This is a genomic window from Phyllobacterium sp. SB3 (genome assembly GCF_040009165.1).
Classification (GTDB): Bacteria; Pseudomonadota; Alphaproteobacteria; order Rhizobiales; family Rhizobiaceae; genus Phyllobacterium.
This window is the reverse complement of record NZ_JBDYKI010000001.1, coordinates 1,068,606-1,090,445: the sequence shown is the minus strand read 5'-3', so window position 1 is coordinate 1,090,445 and position 21,840 is coordinate 1,068,606. Positions and strand designations below refer to the sequence as shown.

Sequence of the window (21,840 nt, the reverse complement as noted above, 5' to 3'; positions counted from 1 at the left end):
CTTTACGGAGGGAATCTCATCAACGCTCGCACGGTCCAACGCGTCGTTTGGCCCGAAACTATATGCATTGGAGTCTGTGAGAGACTTTTCTGGTGCTGCTACCGATTTATAATTTGGCACTACTGGAACAGCCACTACTGGCATAGCTGTGACAGGTGGCTCAGTGCCTTCAACTGGCGGCGTAACTGCCACCACGGCAGGTGGCGTCAAGGTTCCTTCAACGGGGGGCGCCACGACTACAGGTATAGTAGGTGTGGTGGTCGTTCCCGTGCCTTCGGCTGGTGGGACAATCGCCACGACTGGCGGTGTCACCGTTCCGGCAACGGGAGGATTTGTGATGGCTGGTTCTAAGCCTTCAACAGGCGGAACGACTGTAGCTACTTCAGGCGGCGCCAAGGTCCCGTCAACGGGGGGCGCCACAACCACGATGGGTGGTATCAATGTTCCCTCGGCGGGAGGCGCAACGACGACTGGTGTCGCGGGCGTTCCCGCTACGTCAATCGGCGGTGGAGCGAATGTACTTTCCGATGTACTTTCGTGACCGTCATTACACGCTGCCAGGAAAACCAGCGCTGAAAGTGAGAAAATCCTGTAATTCATTTTTTGAAATTACCCCTCGTTATAATTCGAGGGAGCATTTCCAACAGGTCACATGGCGTCAATTATTCGAAAGTCTAAGATGACATATATTTGTTTCCCGGCGAATTTTTTGAATAAATTTTCTATTTGATTTCAATTAGATAGGACAATACCGATCAAACGACATCCGTCTAAGGTATAAGGCAGAGCAGCAGGGAAAACATGCCACGCCGCCGTCGTTTTTCGAGTTACCCAACAGTAAACAGCGCTTTATCGGCAAACACTGGACTTCTTCTGGCAAACCCTGTCAAAACGCGCTGACCAAAAACCATGCGGATTGAGCTGTGAACACCCTCCCCACCCTTCCCGTAACCGAAATTTTCCCGGCGCTCGACAATGCGCTGGTGGCAGGCAATTCTGCCGTGCTGGTTGCTCCGCCGGGTGCTGGCAAAACCACACTGATCCCTCTGCATCTACTCAATGCGCCTTGGCGCGGCGATGGCATTATAATTCTGCTGGAACCTCGCAGGCTTGCAGCTCGCGCCGCCGCCAGCCGCATGGCGAGCCTCTTGGGCGAAGAGGTAGGCGCAACGGTCGGCTATCGTATGCGCCTTGAAAACAAGGTCTCCGCCAAGACCCGCATTCTCGTCGTCACCGAAGGCGTTTTCGCCCGGATGATCCTGGATGATCCCGACCTGAAGAATGTTGCCGCTGTTCTCTTCGATGAGTTTCACGAGCGCAGCCTCGATGCGGATTTCGGCCTTGCGCTGGCGCTGGATGTTCAGGCCGCCTTGCGCCCCGACCTCAAGTTGCTCGTCATGTCGGCAACGCTGGATGGCGCACGTGTGGCAAAGCTGCTTGGCGATGCGCCTGTATTGGAAAGTAAAGGCCGCTCTTTCCCCATCGATATCCGCTACCGCGAGCGCAAGCCCGACGAGCGTATCGAAGACGCCATGGCCAAGGCCATCCGTGATACGCTTGCCGATGAGACCGGGAGCATTCTTGCTTTTCTCCCCGGCCAGCGTGAAATAGAACGCACGGCGGAAGCGCTGCATGGCCGTATTCCTGCCGACACGCTTGTCGTGCCGCTCTATGGCGCTCTTGAAGGGCGCTATCAGGACGCGGCAATCAAGCCTGCGCCCCAAGGTAAGCGTAAAGTAGTGCTCGCCACTTCTATTGCTGAAACATCAATTACCATTGATGGAGTGCGCGTTGTCATCGATAGCGGACTTGCCCGCTTGCCCAAATTCGAGCCCGCGACCGGGCTCACGCGACTGGAAACTGTTCGCGCTGCCCGCGCTGCTGTCGACCAGCGTGCAGGACGCGCAGGACGGACAGAACCCGGCATTGCCGTGCGGCTTTGGCGGGCGGAACAGACTGCCGCGCTCGACGCCTTTGCTCCGCCGGAAATTCTCGAAGCCGACCTGACCGGCCTTGTGCTGGATTGCGCCGCATGGGGCGTTTCCGACCCTTCCAGCCTTGCATTTCTGGATGCTCCACCAGCGCCCGCCGTCAAAGAGGCCAAGACCTTGTTGGAGACTCTCGGGGCGCTGGACGGGGATCATCGCGTCACGCCAATGGGCAATGAAATGCGGGTACTGGCGCTCCCTGCACGCCTCGCCCATATGGTGCTGACTGCACGCGAACGCGGGCAAGCAATGCGCGCTGCGGAACTCGCTGTTCTTCTCACCGAGCGCGGACTTGGCGGCAATGATACTGATCTTGATGTGCGGCTTTCGCGCTTTCAGCGTGAGCGTGGAGATCGCGCCATGCGTGCCCGCGGGTTGGCAAAACGTCTGGCCGGAAATGGGCGTGCCTCCGCCGAGCCTGACAGCGTCGGACGTTTACTCCTCGGCGCTTATCCGGACCGGATCGCCAAATCACGCGGCAATGGCCAATTCACGCTCGCCAATGGGCGCGGCGGCGAGGTCGATCCTGCCACCTCGTTGGCAAAATCGCCATGGCTTGTTGTTGCCGACCTTTCGGGGCGTGCAGGACGCGCCCGCATTCTCGCCGCTGCGGAGGTGAGCGAGGCGGAAATCCGCGAGGCCATGGCTGATCGTATCGTCAGCGGGCGGCAGGTCACTTACGATGCTTCGCGAAACGCGCTTCAGGCACGCGATGCCACGCGGATCGGCGCAATCGCATTGTCGGAAAAGACCATGCCCGCCCCCACAGGCGAGGAGGCTGACATTGGCGTTATCGCCGCCGTGCGGGCGCATGGGCTGGATATCCTGCCTTGGTCGAAAGAGGCTGCAACGCTACGCCGCCGCCTCGCATGGCTGCATAAGGGGTTGGGCGCGCCATGGCCTTCGATGGACGAGAGTGCACTGCTTGAGTCCCTCGACGATTGGCTGAAGCCTTTCCTCAAGGGCAGCGCACAGCTTAACCAGATACCGGCGCATGTGCTGATCGATGGGCTGCGCTCGGCTGTCCCCTATGATCTGCAACGCAAGATCGAGACGCTTGCGCCAACGCATTTCGAAGTCCCCACCGGATCGAATATCCCTATTCGCTATGATGAGGGTGAGCCTGTTCTTGCCGTGCGGGTACAGGAGCTTTTCGGATTGGCGACCCATCCGGCCATCGCCAATGGCACGATCCCTCTCCTGCTCGAGCTACTTTCTCCGGCGCATCGTCCCATTCAGATAACCCGCGATCTTCCCGGTTTCTGGAAAGGCTCTTGGGCGGATGTTCGCAGCGATATGCGCGGCCGCTATCCCCGGCACGTCTGGCCGGAAAATCCCGCTAATGCAGCCCCGACCGCACGGGCCAAGCCACGGGGAACGTGAGTGCTCCTTAATCAGGTTTGCACAAAAGTAATGCGTGGTTCGACGGGGCTCACCATGAGGAAAGTGATCTGGTTGCATAGATGATACCGACTGTGGTGGACTTGGCTCCCTGCGATCATTCAACCTTCCTCATGGTGAGCCCCGTCGAACCACGCATTACTTGATTGCAACGTGTGTTCCAAACTCTGCAATTCCATTTCCGCCGCGTTTCATCTAAAGCAGCCTCATGGTTCAGGATTTCGGTATACGCTCATCATATCTGTCGCGCCGGCTGCGGTTGACGACACTCATTCGCCTGCGTTGGCTTGCTGTAGCTGGCCAGAGCATTGCGGTTCTTTTCGTCGCGCTCTACCTGAAATTCCCCTTCCCCATCAGCGTCTGTTTTGCGCTGATTGCCTGTTCGGCATGGCTCAACCTGCTGATGTCATTCCGCTATCCGATCAACCACCGGCTTCAACCGCGTGCGGCGATCACGGTCCTTGCCTTCGACATACTGCAAGTCGCGGGCCTGCTTTATATGACCGGCGGTTTGCAGAACCCGTTTGCCGTTCTGATGATTGTTCCAGTCATCATTTCCGCAACCTCCCTGCCCGCATGGTCCACCATCGTCCTCGGGCTTCTGGTTACGATCTGCGCCACTGTGCTCGGCTATGTCTACCTGCCATTACCCTGGCATCCCGGCGAGAGCATGCATCTGCCCTTCGTGCTTATCGCGGGTGTCTGGTGCTCCGTCGTTTCCGCTCTTGCCTTCACGGCCGTCTATGCTTATCGCGTTGCGGAGGAAGCACGTCTGCTGGCCGATGCGTTGACTGCGACCGAGCTTATCCTGCAACGGGAGCAACATCTGTCGGCGCTGGACGGCCTTGCCGCTGCGGCTGCCCATGAGCTTGGCACGCCACTGGCCACCATCGCCCTTGTTGCCAAGGAGATGGAGCGCAGCCTGAAAAAAGATGACCGTTTTGCTGATGATGTCGAACTCCTGCGCTCACAGACCGAGCGTTGCCGCGAAATTCTAAAGCGCCTGACAAGCCTTTCCTCAACCAGTGAAGAGCATATGTCGCGCCTCAAGATTTCCTCGCTGATCGAGGAAGTCATCGAACCGAACCGGAATTTCGGCATCGGCATTGAAGTGATCAAACTGCGCGGCGAAGGCATTGAGCCGTTCATCCGTCGCAATCCCGGCATTATTTACGGCCTCGGAAATCTGGTCGAAAATGCCGTTGATTTTGCCACACAGACGATTCAAGTCAGTTGGGGCTGGAATGACAAGACAGTCGAGATCATTGTCAGCGATGACGGCAAGGGGTTTGCGCCTGAAATTCTCGACCGTATTGGCGAGCCCTATACCACAGGGCGCGACCGCGAAGTGAATGAGCATGGCGGCGGTCTGGGGCTTGGCCTTTTCATCGCCAAGACGCTGCTTGAGCGTTCAGGAGCGACAATCACTTTCCGCAATCGCAATGATCCGGGCCAGGGTGCGGAGGTCGTCGTGATATGGCCGCTAAGCGAATTGACGACCAGCGGTTAGATCTGACGACTGGCTAAGTCTTGTCAGAATGCGGCGTGTTTCCAAAGCCTGTTAAACAATTCTTGTTCTAGCCTTTGACTTTTTGTTCATTGCGAACCATTAACATCAATAACTATTACAAAATGAGCAGGAAACCCTGATGGACAACACGGATCAGGACGATATTGCCGCCATTGGCAACGATCCGACACTACTTCTTGTTGATGATGACAAGCCCTTTTTGCAGCGTCTGGCACGCGCCATGGAAACACGCGGCTTCACTGTAGCGATTGCCGATTCTGTGGAAGCAGGTCTCGCCAGCGTCAAAAGCCATGCCCCGGCATATGCGGTGGTGGATATGCGACTTGGCGATGGTAACGGACTGGATATTATCGAAGCCATTCGCGCCCGCCGTGAAGATACCCGTACGGTAATCCTCACCGGCTACGGCAATATCGCCACAGCGGTGAACGCGGTCAAACTTGGCGCCATTGATTATCTATCCAAACCGGCTGACGCGGACGAAGTATTCGCAGCCTTGACGCGTCGTTCCGGCGAGAAGGTGGCCCCGCCGGAAAACCCGATGTCGGCAGATCGCGTACGCTGGGAACATATCCAGCGCGTCTACGAAATGTGCGATCGCAATGTTTCTGAAACTGCCCGCCGTCTCAATATGCATCGTCGTACCCTGCAACGTATTCTTGCCAAGCGCGCGCCGCGCTGAGTCTCAAAACCTGACGTTGAGATCGGCCTTGATGGCGTTGTCGTGTGACTGGCTGGAGAATTGCCCGGTATAGCTGAGGCCGATGGTTGTGGCCCTGCCGATGCCGATATCAAAGCCGGCCTCGATGATGGCCGCATCTTTTGCAATGCCGGCACCCTCAACCGTAAAGCCTGCGCTGCTGTTCAGGGCAAGGCTTGCCTCAGGTGTCACATCGCCAAAGCCATGGGTCCAGCCAAGCATGCCGCGTGCCGTCAGTGTGGTGCTTTCGCTCAAGGTGAACTGATGCGATGCACGAAGGCCAAGCGTCGTGATCGTCAGGTCGGTGCTTGAACCTTCCCCGCTCAGGTTGCTGACAGCGCCATCCTCGCTGAAGCTGTTTGTCCTGACGTGCACATGGCGTGCTGCGGCAAAGGGTTCGAGCGTGGCATAGGGGGTTACGATCTCATAACCGAGTTCACCGAACACCTGCACCGTCTGTGCATCATAGGAAGCCTCATGCTCGTTGTTGAGACTACCGAAGCGTGCTGTTCTTTTCGTATCGATCTCATGCTGACCGAGATTGACGCCAAGGCGAAGACCGAGTGCATCGAGCTTGGTGCCGCCATAGACACCGACCTGATAGCTGTCGACCGATGCCTTGCCATATCCTGTCTGCAGCGAGGTGCTGCCATATCCGGCAAGCAGGCCAAAGCGCCAATCATCGGCAACAATGCCGTCAAAGCCGGTGACAAGACCGCCGGTATTGCGGCTGTAGCCGGAAGCATTGCCGTTCCCGTCTGCATGTGCCCATGAGCCATAGGCTTCACCCCAGAGGGCTATCGAAGGATTGACTTCAATTGTTGTATTCGCCTGCGCCTTACCGGTTACACCGCCAAAGGCATTGCGCACCCGCGATGTTGCCGCATCGGCGATGAAGTGGCTATCGGCCGCCAGAACATCGGACAGGCTGGCATGAACCTCACCTGACAGCGCATCGAAATCGAGAGTTCTGTCGCTGGTGGAAACTGTTACCTCCGCAAGCAGATCTTCGTTTGCCGCCCCTAATGATTGGATACCTCGCCAAACACTTTTCTGGTTATGAGTCTTTACGCCCACTGCCAGGAAATCCGGCGACAGAAATGCTTCAATCCGTGCCGCCAGCAGTTCTGCTTCGCGCCCGGCCTGCTGCTTTTCCAATTCTACGATCTTTGCGGTTTTCACCTCCGGAGTGAAATCAAAACCAAGGACCACCTTGTTCTTGTCGGAATAATCAAGATTAGGAGTGATGTAGTTGTAACGGGGCCAGACGCCTTCGAACTGACCTGTTACGCCCGCACCGGTGGTTAGAATATCGAAGCTCTTCAGGAACAGGCTCTTGGTGTCATCCTCCGACAAAAGCGCAACATTGCCTGCAAGATGGATATTGACCACACCGCCAAGCAGCGTTGCCTTATCTGCCACCGCCAGCCTGTCAGCGCTGGCATAATCATTGGCGATCTCGATATCGATGACGCTGCCCTGTTCGAACGTGGCATTCCCATTCACGTTGAGCGTACCAACCAAATTGCCTGGCGAGACCACCCCGCCGCTTTTGGCAAGCAGGTTGCCGATAGTGCCAGTGCCGTTCAGCAAGCCATTGACGGTGACGAGAGCGTGCACGGCACCGTCAGCTTGAAACGCGCCATGCCGGTTGATCAAAACAGGTGATGCTATGGAAGGAATTTCGCCCGTGCCGTCCTGCCCGGCTTTTTGCCCGTCCAGCACCAGCAGCCCGGCATCGATGCGGGTTTCGCCCGTATAGGTGCCGATGCCCTGCAATATCAGCGTGCCTAAACCCGTTTTAGTCAGAGCACCTTGGTACGCCATTGGATCAGCCAATTGAACGGTGAGGGAGTTGAAGCGTTCAACTTGTGCTTGAATACCATTCAATACTTCGGCAATGCGTTCGGCGACAATTATCTCCTTGATCGCATTTGGCAGCTCCCCGGCGTTTCTCTCAAAGGCTTCAAATCTTGACAATCCATCGCGGCTTGAAGCCCAAGCGGGATAGTCTTCCGAATACAGGAGCAGAATTCTGAATGCCAGCGGGTCGTCGACAACTGCATTTATTAAAGCGGGCTCGATATCGTCGACATCGACTGCGGTGTCGCTCATCGTCAGCAGCGTCGCGAATAGGTCTCGTGCACGGTCAAATTTTTCCGTGTTGAATTCTGCATCAACGCTATTTCTAAACAGACTGCGCATGGCAGCTGTCTCTGTGCCCTCGCGCCCATCCTTCCAGTCATATGCCTCGCGCATGGCGTCCCAATCAGCCACCTCCTTCATATGGTCCAGCCTGGTTCGTTTGATACCTTCATCGGAGATGTTGTTCGACCATATATCCGTGACTCCTGCGTCCACATCTGCCGTAACCCGGCCCATGAGCTGCGCCGGTCCGGCAACTGATATCCGGTCATCCGCAGGAGCAGTCCCGCCGGTTGCAGTCAGAATAAGTATTGAGAGGCTGCCTATTTTTGAATAATGCGCGCGATGGTTCTGTGCGGGACTGACCGCCGCCTTGAAATGAAATAGCATGAATAATTCTCAACATTTTTAAAGTTGTAGATATTAGCTATTCATAACCATAGGTTGTGCTCTGGTGCCGTCAATTCGCCTTTAGACGCAGCGAAAATCACCAAACTGCGGGCTTGATGCCTATTCCATGTCCGTTTCGGGCAGATCGATACCAGAGAGTTCGGCAAGAGTCATACGCGCGGCGCTCACACGCGCGAAACGCAATGTCATCGCCTTGCGCGTTGCCGGTGCAAGCTTGTGCTCCGGTGCATCGCGGATAATTTCAGCGCCATACCCGTCCGAAAGAATAAAACCGCAATCCTCGGGAAAAATATCGGCCGGAACGCCTGGATGGGTGGCAAAGTACAGCCGGTCGCAATAATCGCGATAGGTCGGCCACTTCCGATCGACCCTCCAGTCTTCGATGGATGACTTTATCTCGACGATCCAGATTTCCCCGCTGCGGGACAGAGCCACAAGATCAGCGCGCCTGCCAGAAGCAAGCGATAGTTCCGGCATCACTGCCAGTCCCATTTCCAGAAAAAGCCGCTGCACGCCGCGGCGCACCAGCATGGCGTTCTCCGATTGCCGTCCATCGATGAGTGGGCTGGTCTGGCCAAGACTGACTATGGGCATGATGGTGATTCTATCGGCAATTTTGCAACCATGTGTTGGAAAATACACCTCTAGGTAGGTGAAAACCATGGTTAATGGAAAACTAAGCTTTACGGTTAATGAAGCTTTAACAATAATGATACTAAAGAGGCAATAATAAGTACCACACAGATTCGTACAACTATCGGGGTGATCATGCGATTTAAAACTATCGTTCTGGCGGTTGGCCTTATCGGCGCAACTGCTCTGGCTGGCTGTTCCACGATTGGGTTTAATTACTCAACAGCCTCTTACAGCTCGGTTACGGATGCAGGCTACGTTCTTCCCGCCATTCCCCGCGCAAAAATCCCTCCACAATTTCTCCGTCAGGAAGTCCGTTATGACGGCGGCGAAGTTCCCGGCACAATCATCGTGGATACACAGGCAAAGTTCCTGTACTTCGTCCTCGGCGGCGGTAAAGCAATGCGTTATGGGATCGGCGTCGGCAAGGAAGGCTTCGAATGGAATGGTGCGGCACGCATAGCGCTGAAACGCGAATGGCCACGCTGGACACCGCCAAGAGAGATGATCAAGCGCCGGCCAGAACTCGCTGAATTCCGCGACGGCATGAACCCCGGCCTGACCAATCCGCTGGGTGCCCGCGCGCTCTACCTCTTCAACAAGGGGGGCGATACAGGCTACCGCCTGCATGGTACTCCTGAATGGTGGTCAATCGGCAAAGCCATGTCTTCCGGCTGCATCCGCCTGATGAACCAGGACATCATTGATCTCTACAATCGCGCCGAGGTTGGTGCCAAGGTCGTTGTTCGATAGTACAATCCGACACAAAGCGGGACTTGCAACCGACGATGGAAAAAGGCTACTCACGAGTGGCCTTTTTCATGTTGGATGTGGAGACTTTCTGTCTTGAAGCTTATGATTCAAATTCCGTGTTTCAACGAGGAGGGAACCCTCGCTGAAACCCTTGCCTGTCTCCCGCGCAAGGTTGAAGGCTTCGACACCGTGGAATGGCTCGTTATCAATGATGGCAGCAAGGACAGGACCGTGGAAGTCGCCAAGGAATGCGGTGTCGATCACATCGTCGACTTTCCGGTCAATCGCGGCCTCGCAAAAGCATTCGTGGCAGGGATAAACCGTGCACTTGAAGAAGGCGCGGATGTTATCGTCAACACGGATGCCGATAACCAGTATAATGCTGACGATATTCCCCTTCTCGTTGCACCGATCCTTGAACGGCGTGCCCAGCTTGTGGTTGGCAGTCGGCCCATCCGCAGCATCGAACATTTCTCGCCGATCAAGAAGCTTCTCCAGCGCCTTGGCAGTTGGGTTGTGCGTTTTACCTCCGGCGCCAGTGTCGTCGATGCGCCCAGTGGTTTTCGCGCCATCTCCCGCGAAGCCTCAATGCGGTTGAACATTTTCGACAGCTATACCTATACCCTTGAATCAATCATCCAGGCGGGACGATCAGGCGTCAGGGTCGTATCCGTACCCATCCGCGTGAATGGCGAAACGCGTCCTTCCCGCCTTGTTCGCAGCATACCGCGCTATGTGATGCGCTCCAGCCTTTCGATTATCCGGTCGATGTTTGTCTACCGTCCGGGCCAGACATTCCTGATGCTTGGCCTTGTCCCCTTGGCCATTGGCCTTTTCTTCAGTGCCCGCTGGTTGGTGTTCTTTTTCCAGGATTCTACCCGCACTCATGTGCCGAGCCTGATTTTTGCAGCCGTCATGCTCATTGCCGCTCTTCTCTGCTGGCTCTGTGCGCTGCTCGGCGAGATCAACGGCATAAATCGTAAACTGCTTGAAGATATCCAGTACCAGATGCGCCGGGAGCGTCTGGGTGATGGCAGTGATGAACAGGCGGAAACCTATGCAGGCTGAATTGCGCTCGGCCATTTCGCGGCTTGTCCTCACCGACATTCCGAAGCTGCTGACCTTACTTGACCGCACGCCGGTCAGCCCCACTTATGGCTGTTTCGATCGCGCCTACTGGCACTATCGCATGATCGATTTTCCCTGCGGCATGAGCCAGGAATTCGTCCTACCGCTGGCGCTTGTCTGGTCAACACCGGACCTTCCGGGAAATGTTTATTATCAGGACCCGCTGATCCGCGAGTTTGTCATTGCGGGTATCCGCTATGCGGCACGCTCGGCCCATCCCGATGGGTCCTGCGACGATTACTATCCTTTCGAGCGCGCTGCCGGAGCAGCAGCCTTTTCGCTTTTCGCCATTCTTGAATCCTTGAATATTCTGGACCTGTCCGGCGATGCGGAAATTGATACCTTCGTGCAGAAGCGCGCAAACTGGCTGGCTACGCATACGGAAAGTGGCCGCCTGTCAAATCATGAGGCACTCATCATTTCCTGCCTTGAGCGTGCACGGGTCCGCTATCCCGATCAGAAATTCGATGCACAGATCGACATGCGCCTGAAAAGGCTTCTGTCATGGCAGAGCAGCGAAGGCTGGTTCGATGAGTATGGTGGAGCTGACCTCGGCTATTTGTCGCTGACTATCGGGCTCCTGTCTGATCTCGACCGGCGGAGACCAGACCTGCAATTGCGAAAGCCCCTGACGGCGGCAATCGGTTTCTTTGCCAATTTCGTTCATCCGGATGGCACTGTCGGCGGCGAATATGCCAATCGGGGAACACTGAATTTCTTCCCCTTCGGCTTTGAGATCGCCGGCGCGTGGCATAAGGATGCCCTGCGCATCAACAACCTTGCGCTCAAGCCTATCATCGAAGCCAAAACTCCATGCTATTCGGATGATCGCATTCTTGCGCATCATCTTTGGGGTTGGCTCTTTACCCTGCGTGAGTTTCAGGAAAAGCGGCCATCCAGCCCCTTGACCCTTCCAGAAAGTGTATCGTTTCCCGGCTGCGGCCTCTTGGTCGAGCGGCAGCGGGGAGATGTGCTGGTTGCCTCGCTTCTCAAGGGCGGTGTCTACAAGTTCTTCTCAGGTGACAAGCTTGTTGCCAGTGACACCGGTGTAACGCTGCGCACGCAAAGCGGGCGTGTAGCCGTGACCCATCTGGGCGGTTCATCCGTCGAGCGCTCTGGCGATGAAATCACCATTTCAGGACAAATGGGCTGGGCGAAGAGTACACGCCTTACGCCGGTCAAGAATGTCATCCTGCGCTGCCTGATGATCAGTCTGGGCAGGTTCTTCCCGGATTTGGTCCGCCGTCTCTTGCAGAAAATACTGGTGACCGGCAAATCACCCGCGCCCTACAATTATAGACGGCAGTTTGTAAAGACCGCCGGGGGCTGGGTGGTCCACGACCAGATCACGGCTGACAAGGACTGGAAGGATGTGGTGCTGGTCGGCATTTCCAGTCACCAGACGTCGACTACCACGGTCATGGCACGGGTTTATCAGCAGAGCCAGCAAGCAGCCTTTATAGAAATCGCCATACCCGGCGACGGGCAGAACGCAAGTTTCGAACGCAAGCTGGAGAGCGTTCATGCGTAAGCTGATCGGTCTTGGCGTAAGCGCGATCATCCTCGGCCTTCTCTATGCTTCGCTGGATGCGGACGGGCTGGCCCGGGCCATTCGCGCTGCCGATACCAACTGGCTTATTGCAGGACTTCTGTTTGTCATTCCGTTGACGTTGCTCACCGCATGGCGGTTTTCCGCTCTTGTCGATAATCGTATCTCATTTCTTGAGTCGAACCGGCTCATACTCGCCGCAAGCACGCTGAACCTTTTCCTGCCTTCCAAGCTTGGCGATCTTGCCAAGGGCCATGTCATGTCCAGACGTCACGGGATGGATACCGGACTGTCCTATGCCACCGTTGTTCTGGAAAAAGCCCTCGATATGATGTCCCTGCTGGTATGGGGCGTATTCGGGCTGATCGTGGTCGGGCTTGACCGCCCAGCGATGCTCTGGTTTCTGCTGCCTGTTGCGGGACTTTGCACAGTGCTGCTGCTTGTCATCCTTCCCTTGCGCATTTTGCCTTTCATTCTTGAAATCTTCGGCAAGGTCATGCCGGGAAAAGTGCGCAGGCTCATTGAAAAGACTGCTACGAGCTGGCAGCTGGTTTCCGAAACTTTCTGGCAACGTCCCGCTCATGCCATCGGTGTCATTGTACTTTCGGTGATCATCTGGGGTGCGCATCTGTTACAGTTCTGGCTGTTTTCACAGGCCTTGCATGGAAATGTCCCCATTCTTGAAAATGCTGCCTTCGCCACCCTTGCAATTCTCGTCGGCCTTCTGCCCTTCACCTTCGCCGGTGTCGGCACGCGCGATGCTGCGATCATCTTTTTCTACGCACCCTATCTCTCCCCGGAATCGGCAGCGCTTCTCGGTATCCTCGCCACATTGCGTTACGTGATTCCCGCTATTGCCGGCGCGCCTTTTGTCGGCGATTTCATCGGGCTCGTGCGCGGCGGCAAGAAGACGACGATATAACCATGTTGAGCATTATGGATTTTGTAAAAGCCAAGCTTGAGCGGCGCGACGAAGACAGCTTCTGGATGCCGGTCACGGTCTTGCTCGGTGTTATTGCCGGCATCGCGCTGCTTATCAAGGCAACCCAGAATCCTCACGGTATTCCGGATGATGCACGGATGTTCCTGTCCTGGATGGGTCGCATTGAAAATCCCGATATCCTCAAAGGTGACCTTATCGCCGATTACTGGTCATCGGTCAGCCCCTGGCTTTATGATGCACTTTACCGGCTTGGCTGGACGGCAGGTATCAAGCCGCTGACTTTTGTGCTGTTTTTTCCGCCTTTCCTGTACCCTCCAATGGCATTCTTTGCCTATCGCCTGCTGCGTTCTTTCGGTGTCGAACCAATTATCACCTTCGTCGTTGTCGCAGTCCTGGTGCACCTTCTCGCGCGGGGCGATCTGGTTCCCAGTGGAACACCGCGCGCGCTTTGGCCACTTCTGACGTTGATGGTGCTTGATGGCCTGTCGCGCCGAATGATCTGGCAAACCGCCATCGGGCAGCTGTTGCTGACGGGCTCCTATCCCCAGATGGCGCTTGTCACATCCGGCATCATTGGCCTCTCGGCAATCACGCCATGGCAAAATCCATGGATGGATCTGAGCAAGCGGCGTATTGCAATCATTCTCGTGGCGGCCGCCGCAACGATTGCCGGCATTTTGCCATTCACTCTTGGGACTAATGAGTTTGCCCCTATCATGAACCTCGCGGAGGCTCGCGATATTCCGACATTTCGGGCGACGGGGCGCGGGGCGGTTTTTTCCCCTGACGGCTCGATTGAGTATTTCTGCTCGCAAAGAACCGGAATTTTCTCCGATCGGTGCGATGGTATAAGCGATCCCAAGATAATCTGGCTGATATTCTGGTATTTCTCCGGTCCACTTTTACTCTTTTTGGGATTGTTCAAAACCAGCCGCCCGGACATGCCGCGTTCAGCCTTGCCTGCCTATCTTGTCATAGTTTCTCTTGGCCTCGCTACTGTTGCTACTGTGATGATGTTCAAGCTGCACATTCCGAGCCGTTACACCTCGTTCTTTCTGATCTTGCCGTATTTTGGGACTTTGCCGCTTTTACTTGCATGGATACGCAACGTCACCTTACCTATCGTCATGCGTAATTGGCCACGCTGGCGGGGGGCCATGACCGTTAGTTTTTTCGGTCTGCTTGCCGGAGCCATAGGTCTGGCTGCCGATGTGAAGCTCCAGATTCGCTACCCGGCAAACCCCTCTCTTATTGCCGCTATTTCCGCCCTGCCGGAAAAAGCGGTGGTCGGTGGTTTCGTCAGGGACCTCGACTTTTCTCCGGTTCTCACCAATCGTTCGACATTGTTCAGCCGTGAACTCACCATTGCCTATCAACGCGGGTACTTCATGCCCACTCTTGAGCGCATGCAGGCTGTTCGCGATATTGTTTTGACGAACGATCCAAAACTGTTGAGCGATCGCATAAGGACCTTGAAACTCGACCACCTCATTATCGAGGAGGATACCCTTGCCAATCAGCGGGTTCCTGCATCCTTTCGCGGTTTCTTCAGCGCCGATCTCACCACCATTGAAGCATCTGCGAAAGCGTCAGGCCCATCGCTCGTAACGCAACTGGCACCACGTTGTACCAGCGGCACGTACGGGCCTGTCCACATGCTCGATACCGCATGTATTCTCCGCCAGATCACACCAAACTGATCGTTTCACGCATTCATCGTTATGCATGATGAAGCTTTATTTCCGCTGCCTGACTTTTGTCGTGTTGACCTGATCGTCTGACGCCTCATAGATTGCGTAAGTCGATCTTGGACGACACCGGATACAGGCTGAAACTGGAAAGTGAATATGTTCAAAACCGTTGCCACCACACCATTCGATGATCAGAAGCCCGGCACATCAGGGCTTCGCAAGAAGGTCCCAGTGTTCCAGCAGCCGAACTATGCGGAGAACTTCATCCAGTCCGTTTTTGATTCCCTTGAAGGATATGAGGGCAAGACACTGGTGATCGGCGGCGACGGCCGTTACTACAATCGGGAAGTTATCCAGATTGCATTGAAGATGGCCGCTGCCAATGGCTTCGGCCGCGTTCTTGTCGGTCAGGGCGGTATCCTTTCCACCCCGGCAGCCTCGCATCTCATTCGCAGGAACAAAGCCTTCGGCGGCCTCATTCTCTCGGCCAGTCATAATCCCGGCGGCCCCAACGAAGATTTCGGTATCAAATACAACATCGGCAATGGCGGCCCAGCGCCCGAGAAGATCACCGAAGCCATTTTCGCAATTTCCAGGACGATCACGGAATACAAGATCGCAGAAAGCGCTGATATCGATATCGACGCGATAGGCACGCAAAAGCTCGGCGACATGGACGTCGAAATCGTTGATTCCGTTGCTGATTACGCGGCCCTGATGGAAACATTGTTCGACTTCGACGCTATCCGCGCTTTGATCAAGTCGGGTTTCACGCTGCGCTTTGATTCCATGCATGCCGTGACGGGGCCTTACGGCAAGGAAATTCTCGAAAAGCGCCTCGGCGCGCCGGAAGGCACCTGCCTCAATTTCGTGCCGTTGACGGACTTTGGCGGACATCATCCCGATCCCAATCTCGTTTATGCCAAAGAACTCTATGATCTCCTCATGTCGGCGGACGGACCGGATTTCGGTGCTGCATCCGATGGTGATGGTGACCGCAATCTGATCATCGGAAAGGGTATTTTCATCACCCCATCCGACTCGCTTGCCATGCTTGCTGCCAATGCTCACCTTGCACCGGGCTACAAGGCTGGCCTTAAAGGCATCGCGCGCTCCATGCCGACCAGCGGAGCCGCTGATCGCGTGGCGGAAAAGCTTAAAATCGGCATGTATGAGACGCCGACCGGCTGGAAATTCTTCGGCAATCTGCTTGATGCAGATATGGCGACGATCTGCGGTGAGGAAAGCTCTGGCACGGGCTCAAACCATGTACGCGAGAAGGACGGGCTTTGGGCTGTTCTGCTCTGGCTCAATATTCTTGCCGCGCGCCGCATCAGCGTACAGGAAATTGCTTCCGAACATTGGGCGGCTTATGGCCGCAATTATTATTCACGCCATGACTATGAAGGTGTCGATACGGACAGCGCAAACAAGGTAATCGATGCTTTAAGGGCCAAGCTTTCCAGCCTCCCCGGCACTTCCGTTCAGGGTTTGAAAATCTCCGCTGCCGATGATTTTGCCTATCACGATCCTGTCGATAAATCCGTCAGCGAGCATCAGGGCATCCGCGTCCTTTTCGAAGGTGGTTCCCGCGTTGTCTTCCGCCTGTCCGGAACCGGGACATCAGGTGCCACGATCCGCGTTTACATTGAACGCTATGAGCCTGATCCATCACGGCATGATCTGGAAACGCAGGCAGCGCTTGCCGATCTGATCATTGCTGCCGAAGAGCTTTCCGGCATCAAGACACAGACAGGACGCAAGGAACCAAGCGTCATTACGTAACTCCAGCTTGCAAGCCGGTAGCAAGTCTACCCTCCTCCCGACAGTGAACATCCTGCTGCGCAATCACGTATCGCAGGATGTTTCTGATCATCGAAACAAGCTTTCCCGGCCATTATATTCAAAGCATCAAGAGGCATTGATGACACAACTGCGCACGCTTTATCCGCCTATAGAACCCTACGAAACCGGTATGCTCGATGTGGGTGACGGACATTCCATCTATTACGAACGCTCTGGCAAAAAGGGTGGCAAACCTGCGGTGTTTCTGCATGGCGGACCCGGAAGTGGCGTATCCCCCGATCACCGCCGCCTTTTCAATCCGGATGTTTATGACGTTACGCTGTTCGATCAGCGCGGCTGCGGTCGGTCGGTCCCGCACGCTGATCTCAACGCGAATACGACATGGCATCTTGTCGAAGATATCGAGCGCTTGCGAAAGCTTGCCGGGGCAGAGAAATGGATGGTGTTCGGAGGTTCGTGGGGTTCGACACTTAGCCTCGCTTATGCGGAAAAGCATCCGGAACGTGTCAGTGAACTGATCTTGCGCGGCATCTATACAGTCACCAAAGCAGAGATAAACTGGTACTATCAATTCGGAGTTTCCGAGATGTTTCCGGACAAATGGGAACTGTTTCAGAAACCAATTCCGGAGGAAGAGCGCGGTGATATGGTTGCGGCCTATCACAAGCGATTGACTGGTGATGATCCTGTCGCTCAACTTGAAGCGGCGAAGGCTTGGACGATATGGGAAGGCGAAACGATTACGCTTCTTCCCAATCCTGACTACTCAGCCCACTTCCGCGATGGCCATTACGCGCTGGCCTTTGCCCGATTGGAAAACCATTACTTTATGAATGGGTCATGGCTGGAAGAAGGGCAGCTTTTACGGAACGCCAACAAGCTTCATGGCATTCCGGGTGTGATCGTCCAAGGTCGCTATGATATGCCTTGCCCTGTCAAATATGCCTATGCACTCCACAAGGCTTGGCCCGATGCGGAGTTCCATCTGATCGAAGGAGCCGGCCATGCCTATCTGGAGCCGGGTATTCTTGATCGGCTGATCCGCGCAACGGACCAATTTGCCGGGCTTTAGTGGCCTAAACCAGAAGTAGAAAACCCGGCGATTTGGCCGGGTTTTCTTATCATTTGCTGCCTATGGAATATTACGGAGTTTCACCCAGCAACTCGAACTCAGCCAGATTAACAGGTGTCGCTCCATCAAATTCAAGCCGGTATCGCTTGTATGCTTTTGTCGTGTTGAGCGCGAAGGGACGTGTTTGCTGGCCCCAGAGGAAAGTCTCATCCTTGCGCTGGTCGAGCACTTCCCACGTTGTACCATCATCATTGGATGCCTTGACCGTCCAGCTTTTCGGGCTGTTCAGATTCGTAGCGCCAGAGGTCAGAGTGTACATTTTGGCCAAGCTGACAGGCTTGGTATCCAACACCCATAGATCAATCCAGCCGTTGGCTGAGCCACTGTTCCAGACACCCGTACCGGAATGCCTATCGAAGAGAACACCAAACTGAGCAGTATTGCTGAAAGCACCATCATAATTGTTTGTATGAACCAAGGAGACCAATGGCTTTGGCTTTGCATCACCCTTGGTAATTGATGTCGGAACGTCATCTACGCCACTCCCCCATTGCGATGGATTGGGGCCCATGACGAAATCAAGGGTGCCACCCTCGGCGATTTCCGAATGAAGGATGTAGTTGCGAAGCACCGGCGTTCCGTTCAATTTGACACTTTGCACGTAACGATTGGCGGAACTAACGCCGGGTGCACGAATAGTCAGTGTTTTCTCGCCGTTCTTTATCGTCTTCAAACGAACTGTCATTCGGGGGAAGTTGGGCGCGCCGATTGCATATTCCGGTCGTCCCATACTCACAGGATAAACGCCCATCGCGCTCAAGATATACCATGAAGACATTTCGCCATTGTCTTCATCGCCGATATAGCCAGTGCCATCTGAGACGCCATTAGCGTCAAACCCGGTGAAGTACAGCTTGTCCATGACGTCACGAAGGTATTTCTGTCCGGTCGCAGGCGAGCCTGCATAATTATACATATAGATGGAGTGATGCACAGTCTGGTTCGAATGCTGATACTCACCAACACCGGCGAGCCTGTTCACTTCATATGCCTCTTTGATTTCGTGAATTACCTCCCAATAATCCCCTCTCTCGAGACGAGGTTGCGTAGTGAAAAACGCGTCAAGTTTGGCTTTCAGCTTGTCGCGACCGCCATAGAGATTGGCCAAGCCCTGCCCGTCTTGCGGCGCAAGGAATGCGTACGACCAGGCATTGCCCTCTTCGTAGCCATATCCCCAATTGTGTGGCTGAGCACTGGTTGAGCCGTTATCCCATGCTCCGTCTTTATTTTTCCCGCGGAACCAGCCTCCGGCCCACGCACCACTCCCAACTGGGTCGAACAAGTTCGTGTAGTTGAGCGAACGGGCGCGAGGGTTCCATTGAAAAAGCTGTCCGCAGAAGCGGCCTTGAGTGGACCATTCTCATGCCGGTCGAGCTGATGTCGAACATGTTTGGCTGGGCTCACTCCATCAAGACGGAAAATGTCGTACGCGGCCCCTCCGGCGATATGGCGAAAACCATGATCCACGAAAGTGATGTTGCATCAGCCGCGGCGCAAATTCTCATGCATGGCGGGCATCGTGAAGAGGTATGTCGTTTGTCTGGACCGGAGGCGCTGACAGCCCGTCAGAAGCTGCGAAAACTGAACCGCGTTCTGGGCAGGAATATCCGCTATCTGGAAGTCGGCGAGCAGCATACGCGCGAGATGATGCAACGGCTCGGCATGCGAAGCGATGTCATTGAGTATGTCATTGAATGGGACAAAAACCCGCCTTCCGAGGCGCGTGAACCCAACCATGTCTTTGAAAATATCGTGCGGCGCAAGCCATCAACTCTCATGGATTGGCTTGATGAAAACAGTCATGCATTCGAAGCTTCGAATATTACGCTGGACGATATCCAACTCGCCGCTTCGGCCTGACCGTCAGGAAACGCGGCGCTGCTCCTGCGCAGGCCAAGCCATTGCTGCATGGCGGCGGCAATAATGGCCGGATATTTTGATAGTTGAAGCCAAAAAATATGCATATTTATTGGCCGATTAAACTTTAGGCGAATTGTCAAGAGTTGGCTTTCTGCTCAGATGGATGCGTTTCCAACCAGGAATTTCATCCATGAATTATCGTTATTTATTACTTTTCGCCGCACTGGCTATTGCTGCGTGTGACGGTTCTGATTCATCCGTGTCATTGAATGAGAATTCGACAAGCAGCTTTCCAAGTGTCGTGGAGACGCAAACCCCACCCAAAGTATCTCCACCCTTACAACCCAACAAAATCGACCAATTAACTGATGCGCAAAAGAAAGATCTGGTGCTTGAAGCTGCCGCCTTGGTGCGCGCGGGCAATCGCGAAAAAGCAATAGGCGATCTAAAGGCTGCTGGCCTGGTCAAATCGGGAGAGAAAGATACAGAATTGCGGCAAACAGAACGCCTGTTCGCTGATGCCAACCTTCTGGAAGAAGCCTACATACTCTTCGCGCCTGATGACTACGTTCTGAATGATACGACGACCTATGATGGCCTGCCAGATGCGTCTCTACCGGTGGCGGTAGATGAGAGACCTTCCGTCAAGCGCCATTCCATGACGCTCAATGGTAAAAAACTCTGGTACACGGCATCTTCGGGCCATCTCACTGCCTTTGACAAGAACCCTGAGAAAGAGGGCCCTGAAGTCTCCGTCTTCTATACATCCTATACACGTGATGATCTGCCGAAAGAAAACCGGCCTGTTACCTTCTTTTTCAATGGTGGCCCCGGCGCTTCCTCAATCTATCTTCACCTGGCATCCTTTGCCCCAAAAAGGGTTTTTACCGACGGCCCCAACGTACCCGCAGAATGGGCAAATGGCAGGCCACAGAGTTTTCCGGTAATCGAAGATAAGGAATCACTGATTGATAAATCCGATCTGGTTTTTGTCGATCCAATTCCTGGCACAGGTTTTTCACAGGCAATTGCACCAAATACCAACAAGTCTTTTTGGGGTGTGTCTGAAGACATCAAGATATCCCGCGATTTCATCACCCGTTATGTCAATGTGAACAATCGCCAGACCTCACCTAAATATCTTTACGGCGAATCCTACGGCGGAGGCATACGTGTGCCAAAACTCGCCCATGCCATGGTCAAAGCCGGGACAAGTGGCTTTGAGAAAACCTCTTCAAACAACAAACCGGTTGTACTAACGGGCGTTGTTTTCCATTCGCCAGCGTTCAATTACGATGATGACGCATCAGCCGATTATCTCCCAACCTTTGCAATGGTGGCCGATCATCTAAAGAAGACCACAGTACGCGGCGGAAAATCGCTTGATGAGTTTGCAGAACTGCTGCGGGACTTCACCGCCAACACGTATGTCCCATCATTATCGCCAAACTGGTGGGAACCACCAACATCAGACATCTCTGCTTATACGGGTGCTTCCGTCGATGATTATCCATCCGTAAATTGGTACCTCCCTGCACTGACAGACATCCTGAAGCCGGGTTATGCGTTCAATGCTTATGATGCCAGAATGCACGTGAAGAAGCCTTTGGACAAAAATGGCAAGCCAACGGACATGAGCTATGATTTCGACTTCTTCGAAGAAGACGCCCTGCACAATGTAATTACGACCTATCTTCCGGATGAGGCGAATTACAAACCGAAATCAAGTTATCTTAATGCGTCCTGGCAAACCACTGATCCCGGTGTCGATCGTGGACCTAAACTGGCATTCGAGCTTTGGAAGACAAGCGAAGAGAAAAATGGCCTTCCAGATATTGTTGCCGCATTGGGTTATGATCCGTCCCTCAAGCTTATAACTGTTCATGGCTATTATGATGCCGTCACGACATTCTACCAGTCGGAACGGCAGCTTAAGGGGGTTGTTTTCGATAAGGGAACCAATAAAACCCTCCTTGATCGCGTTCCGGTCAAAAACTTCGCCGGTGGACATATGATCTACTATTCTGAGGAAGCCCGCGTGCCGCTGAAACAGACACTTGATCAGTTTTATGATGCACCACCCTATGGAACACCCGCTTCCATTACCGCTCCGATGTCCTCGACATTGGCAAGCCGTGCCCTTCCAATTGCAGCCACTCGCTGAAAGGT

General features: G+C 54.6%; 15 protein-coding genes and 1 pseudogene. 13 read left to right on the top strand and 3 right to left on the bottom strand.

What is annotated here, in order from left to right:
• The first annotated feature begins 163 nt into the window (after nt 1-163).
• From ABKW30_RS05275 to ABKW30_RS05260, 4 genes are all read left to right on the top strand, one after another.
• Entirely contained in the window at nt 164-541 is a 378-nt protein-coding gene (locus tag ABKW30_RS05275) for a hypothetical protein (RefSeq protein ID WP_348597170.1), read from the top strand.
• 382 nt (nt 542-923) lie between these two features.
• Nucleotides 924-3,371 carry an ATP-dependent helicase HrpB gene (hrpB, locus tag ABKW30_RS05270; protein WP_348597168.1) on the top strand — a complete coding sequence of 816 codons (2,448 nt, stop codon included), beginning with the start codon at nt 924-926 and terminating at the stop codon, nt 3,369-3,371.
• A gap of 226 nt (nt 3,372-3,597) precedes the next feature.
• A complete protein-coding gene (locus ABKW30_RS05265) occupies nt 3,598-4,899 on the top strand; it encodes an ActS/PrrB/RegB family redox-sensitive histidine kinase (protein ID WP_348597166.1) in 1,302 nt (433 codons plus the stop codon).
• A 139-nt stretch (nt 4,900-5,038) separates the two neighbouring features.
• Nucleotides 5,039-5,602 (top strand): ActR/PrrA/RegA family redox response regulator transcription factor, encoded by a 564-nt coding sequence (locus tag ABKW30_RS05260; RefSeq protein ID WP_348597164.1) that lies wholly within the window; start codon nt 5,039-5,041, stop codon nt 5,600-5,602.
• A gap of 3 nt (nt 5,603-5,605) precedes the next feature.
• On the opposite strand, the gene ABKW30_RS05255 is transcribed toward ABKW30_RS05260, so the two are convergent.
• Entirely contained in the window at nt 5,606-8,155 is a 2,550-nt protein-coding gene (locus ABKW30_RS05255) for an autotransporter domain-containing protein (protein ID WP_348597162.1), read from the bottom strand.
• A gap of 120 nt (nt 8,156-8,275) precedes the next feature.
• Entirely contained in the window at nt 8,276-8,770 is a 495-nt protein-coding gene (locus ABKW30_RS05250) for an MmcB family DNA repair protein (protein ID WP_348597160.1), read from the bottom strand.
• Between the two features lie 174 nt (nt 8,771-8,944).
• Here ABKW30_RS05250 and ABKW30_RS05245 point away from each other — a divergent pair, with 174 nt between their 5' ends.
• From ABKW30_RS05245 to pip, 7 genes are all read left to right on the top strand, one after another.
• Nucleotides 8,945-9,562, top strand: a complete 618-nt coding sequence (locus ABKW30_RS05245) for a L,D-transpeptidase (RefSeq protein WP_348597159.1) — start codon at nt 8,945-8,947, stop codon at nt 9,560-9,562.
• A 102-nt stretch (nt 9,563-9,664) separates the two neighbouring features.
• Nucleotides 9,665-10,630: a glycosyltransferase family 2 protein gene (locus ABKW30_RS05240; RefSeq protein WP_348597629.1), complete on the top strand. Its 966-nt coding sequence runs from the start codon at nt 9,665-9,667 to the stop codon at nt 10,628-10,630.
• Nucleotides 10,620-12,221 (top strand): hypothetical protein, encoded by a 1,602-nt coding sequence (locus ABKW30_RS05235; protein WP_348597157.1) that lies wholly within the window; start codon nt 10,620-10,622, stop codon nt 12,219-12,221. The genes ABKW30_RS05240 and ABKW30_RS05235 overlap by 11 nt, the downstream gene beginning before the upstream one ends.
• Nucleotides 12,214-13,161: a lysylphosphatidylglycerol synthase transmembrane domain-containing protein gene (locus ABKW30_RS05230; RefSeq protein WP_348597155.1), complete on the top strand. Its 948-nt coding sequence runs from the start codon at nt 12,214-12,216 to the stop codon at nt 13,159-13,161. Before ABKW30_RS05235 ends, ABKW30_RS05230 begins: the two co-directional genes overlap by 8 nt.
• A gap of 2 nt (nt 13,162-13,163) precedes the next feature.
• Nucleotides 13,164-14,882 carry a hypothetical protein gene (locus ABKW30_RS05225; protein WP_348597153.1) on the top strand — a complete coding sequence of 573 codons (1,719 nt, stop codon included), beginning with the start codon at nt 13,164-13,166 and terminating at the stop codon, nt 14,880-14,882.
• Between the two features lie 147 nt (nt 14,883-15,029).
• On the top strand, nt 15,030-16,658 hold the full coding sequence (locus ABKW30_RS05220) for an alpha-D-glucose phosphate-specific phosphoglucomutase (RefSeq protein WP_348597151.1): 1,629 nt from the start codon (nt 15,030-15,032) through the stop codon (nt 16,656-16,658).
• Between the two features lie 139 nt (nt 16,659-16,797).
• Entirely contained in the window at nt 16,798-17,751 is a 954-nt protein-coding gene (gene pip / locus ABKW30_RS05215) for a prolyl aminopeptidase (protein WP_348597149.1), read from the top strand.
• Between the two features lie 70 nt (nt 17,752-17,821).
• Here pip and ABKW30_RS05210 read toward each other — a convergent pair.
• A pseudogene (locus tag ABKW30_RS05210) lies at nt 17,822-19,105 on the bottom strand (glycoside hydrolase domain-containing protein); the annotation flags it as partial.
• Between the two features lie 68 nt (nt 19,106-19,173).
• Between ABKW30_RS05210 and ABKW30_RS05205 the strand changes: the two are divergent.
• Complete coding sequence (locus ABKW30_RS05205; RefSeq protein ID WP_348597148.1) at nt 19,174-19,671, top strand: hypothetical protein; 498 nt, start codon at nt 19,174-19,176, stop codon at nt 19,669-19,671.
• Nucleotides 19,672-19,861: 190 nt separating this feature from the next.
• Nucleotides 19,862-21,835 carry a hypothetical protein gene (locus ABKW30_RS05200; RefSeq protein WP_348597146.1) on the top strand — a complete coding sequence of 658 codons (1,974 nt, stop codon included), beginning with the start codon at nt 19,862-19,864 and terminating at the stop codon, nt 21,833-21,835.
• The last annotated feature ends 5 nt before the right edge of the window (nt 21,836-21,840 follow it).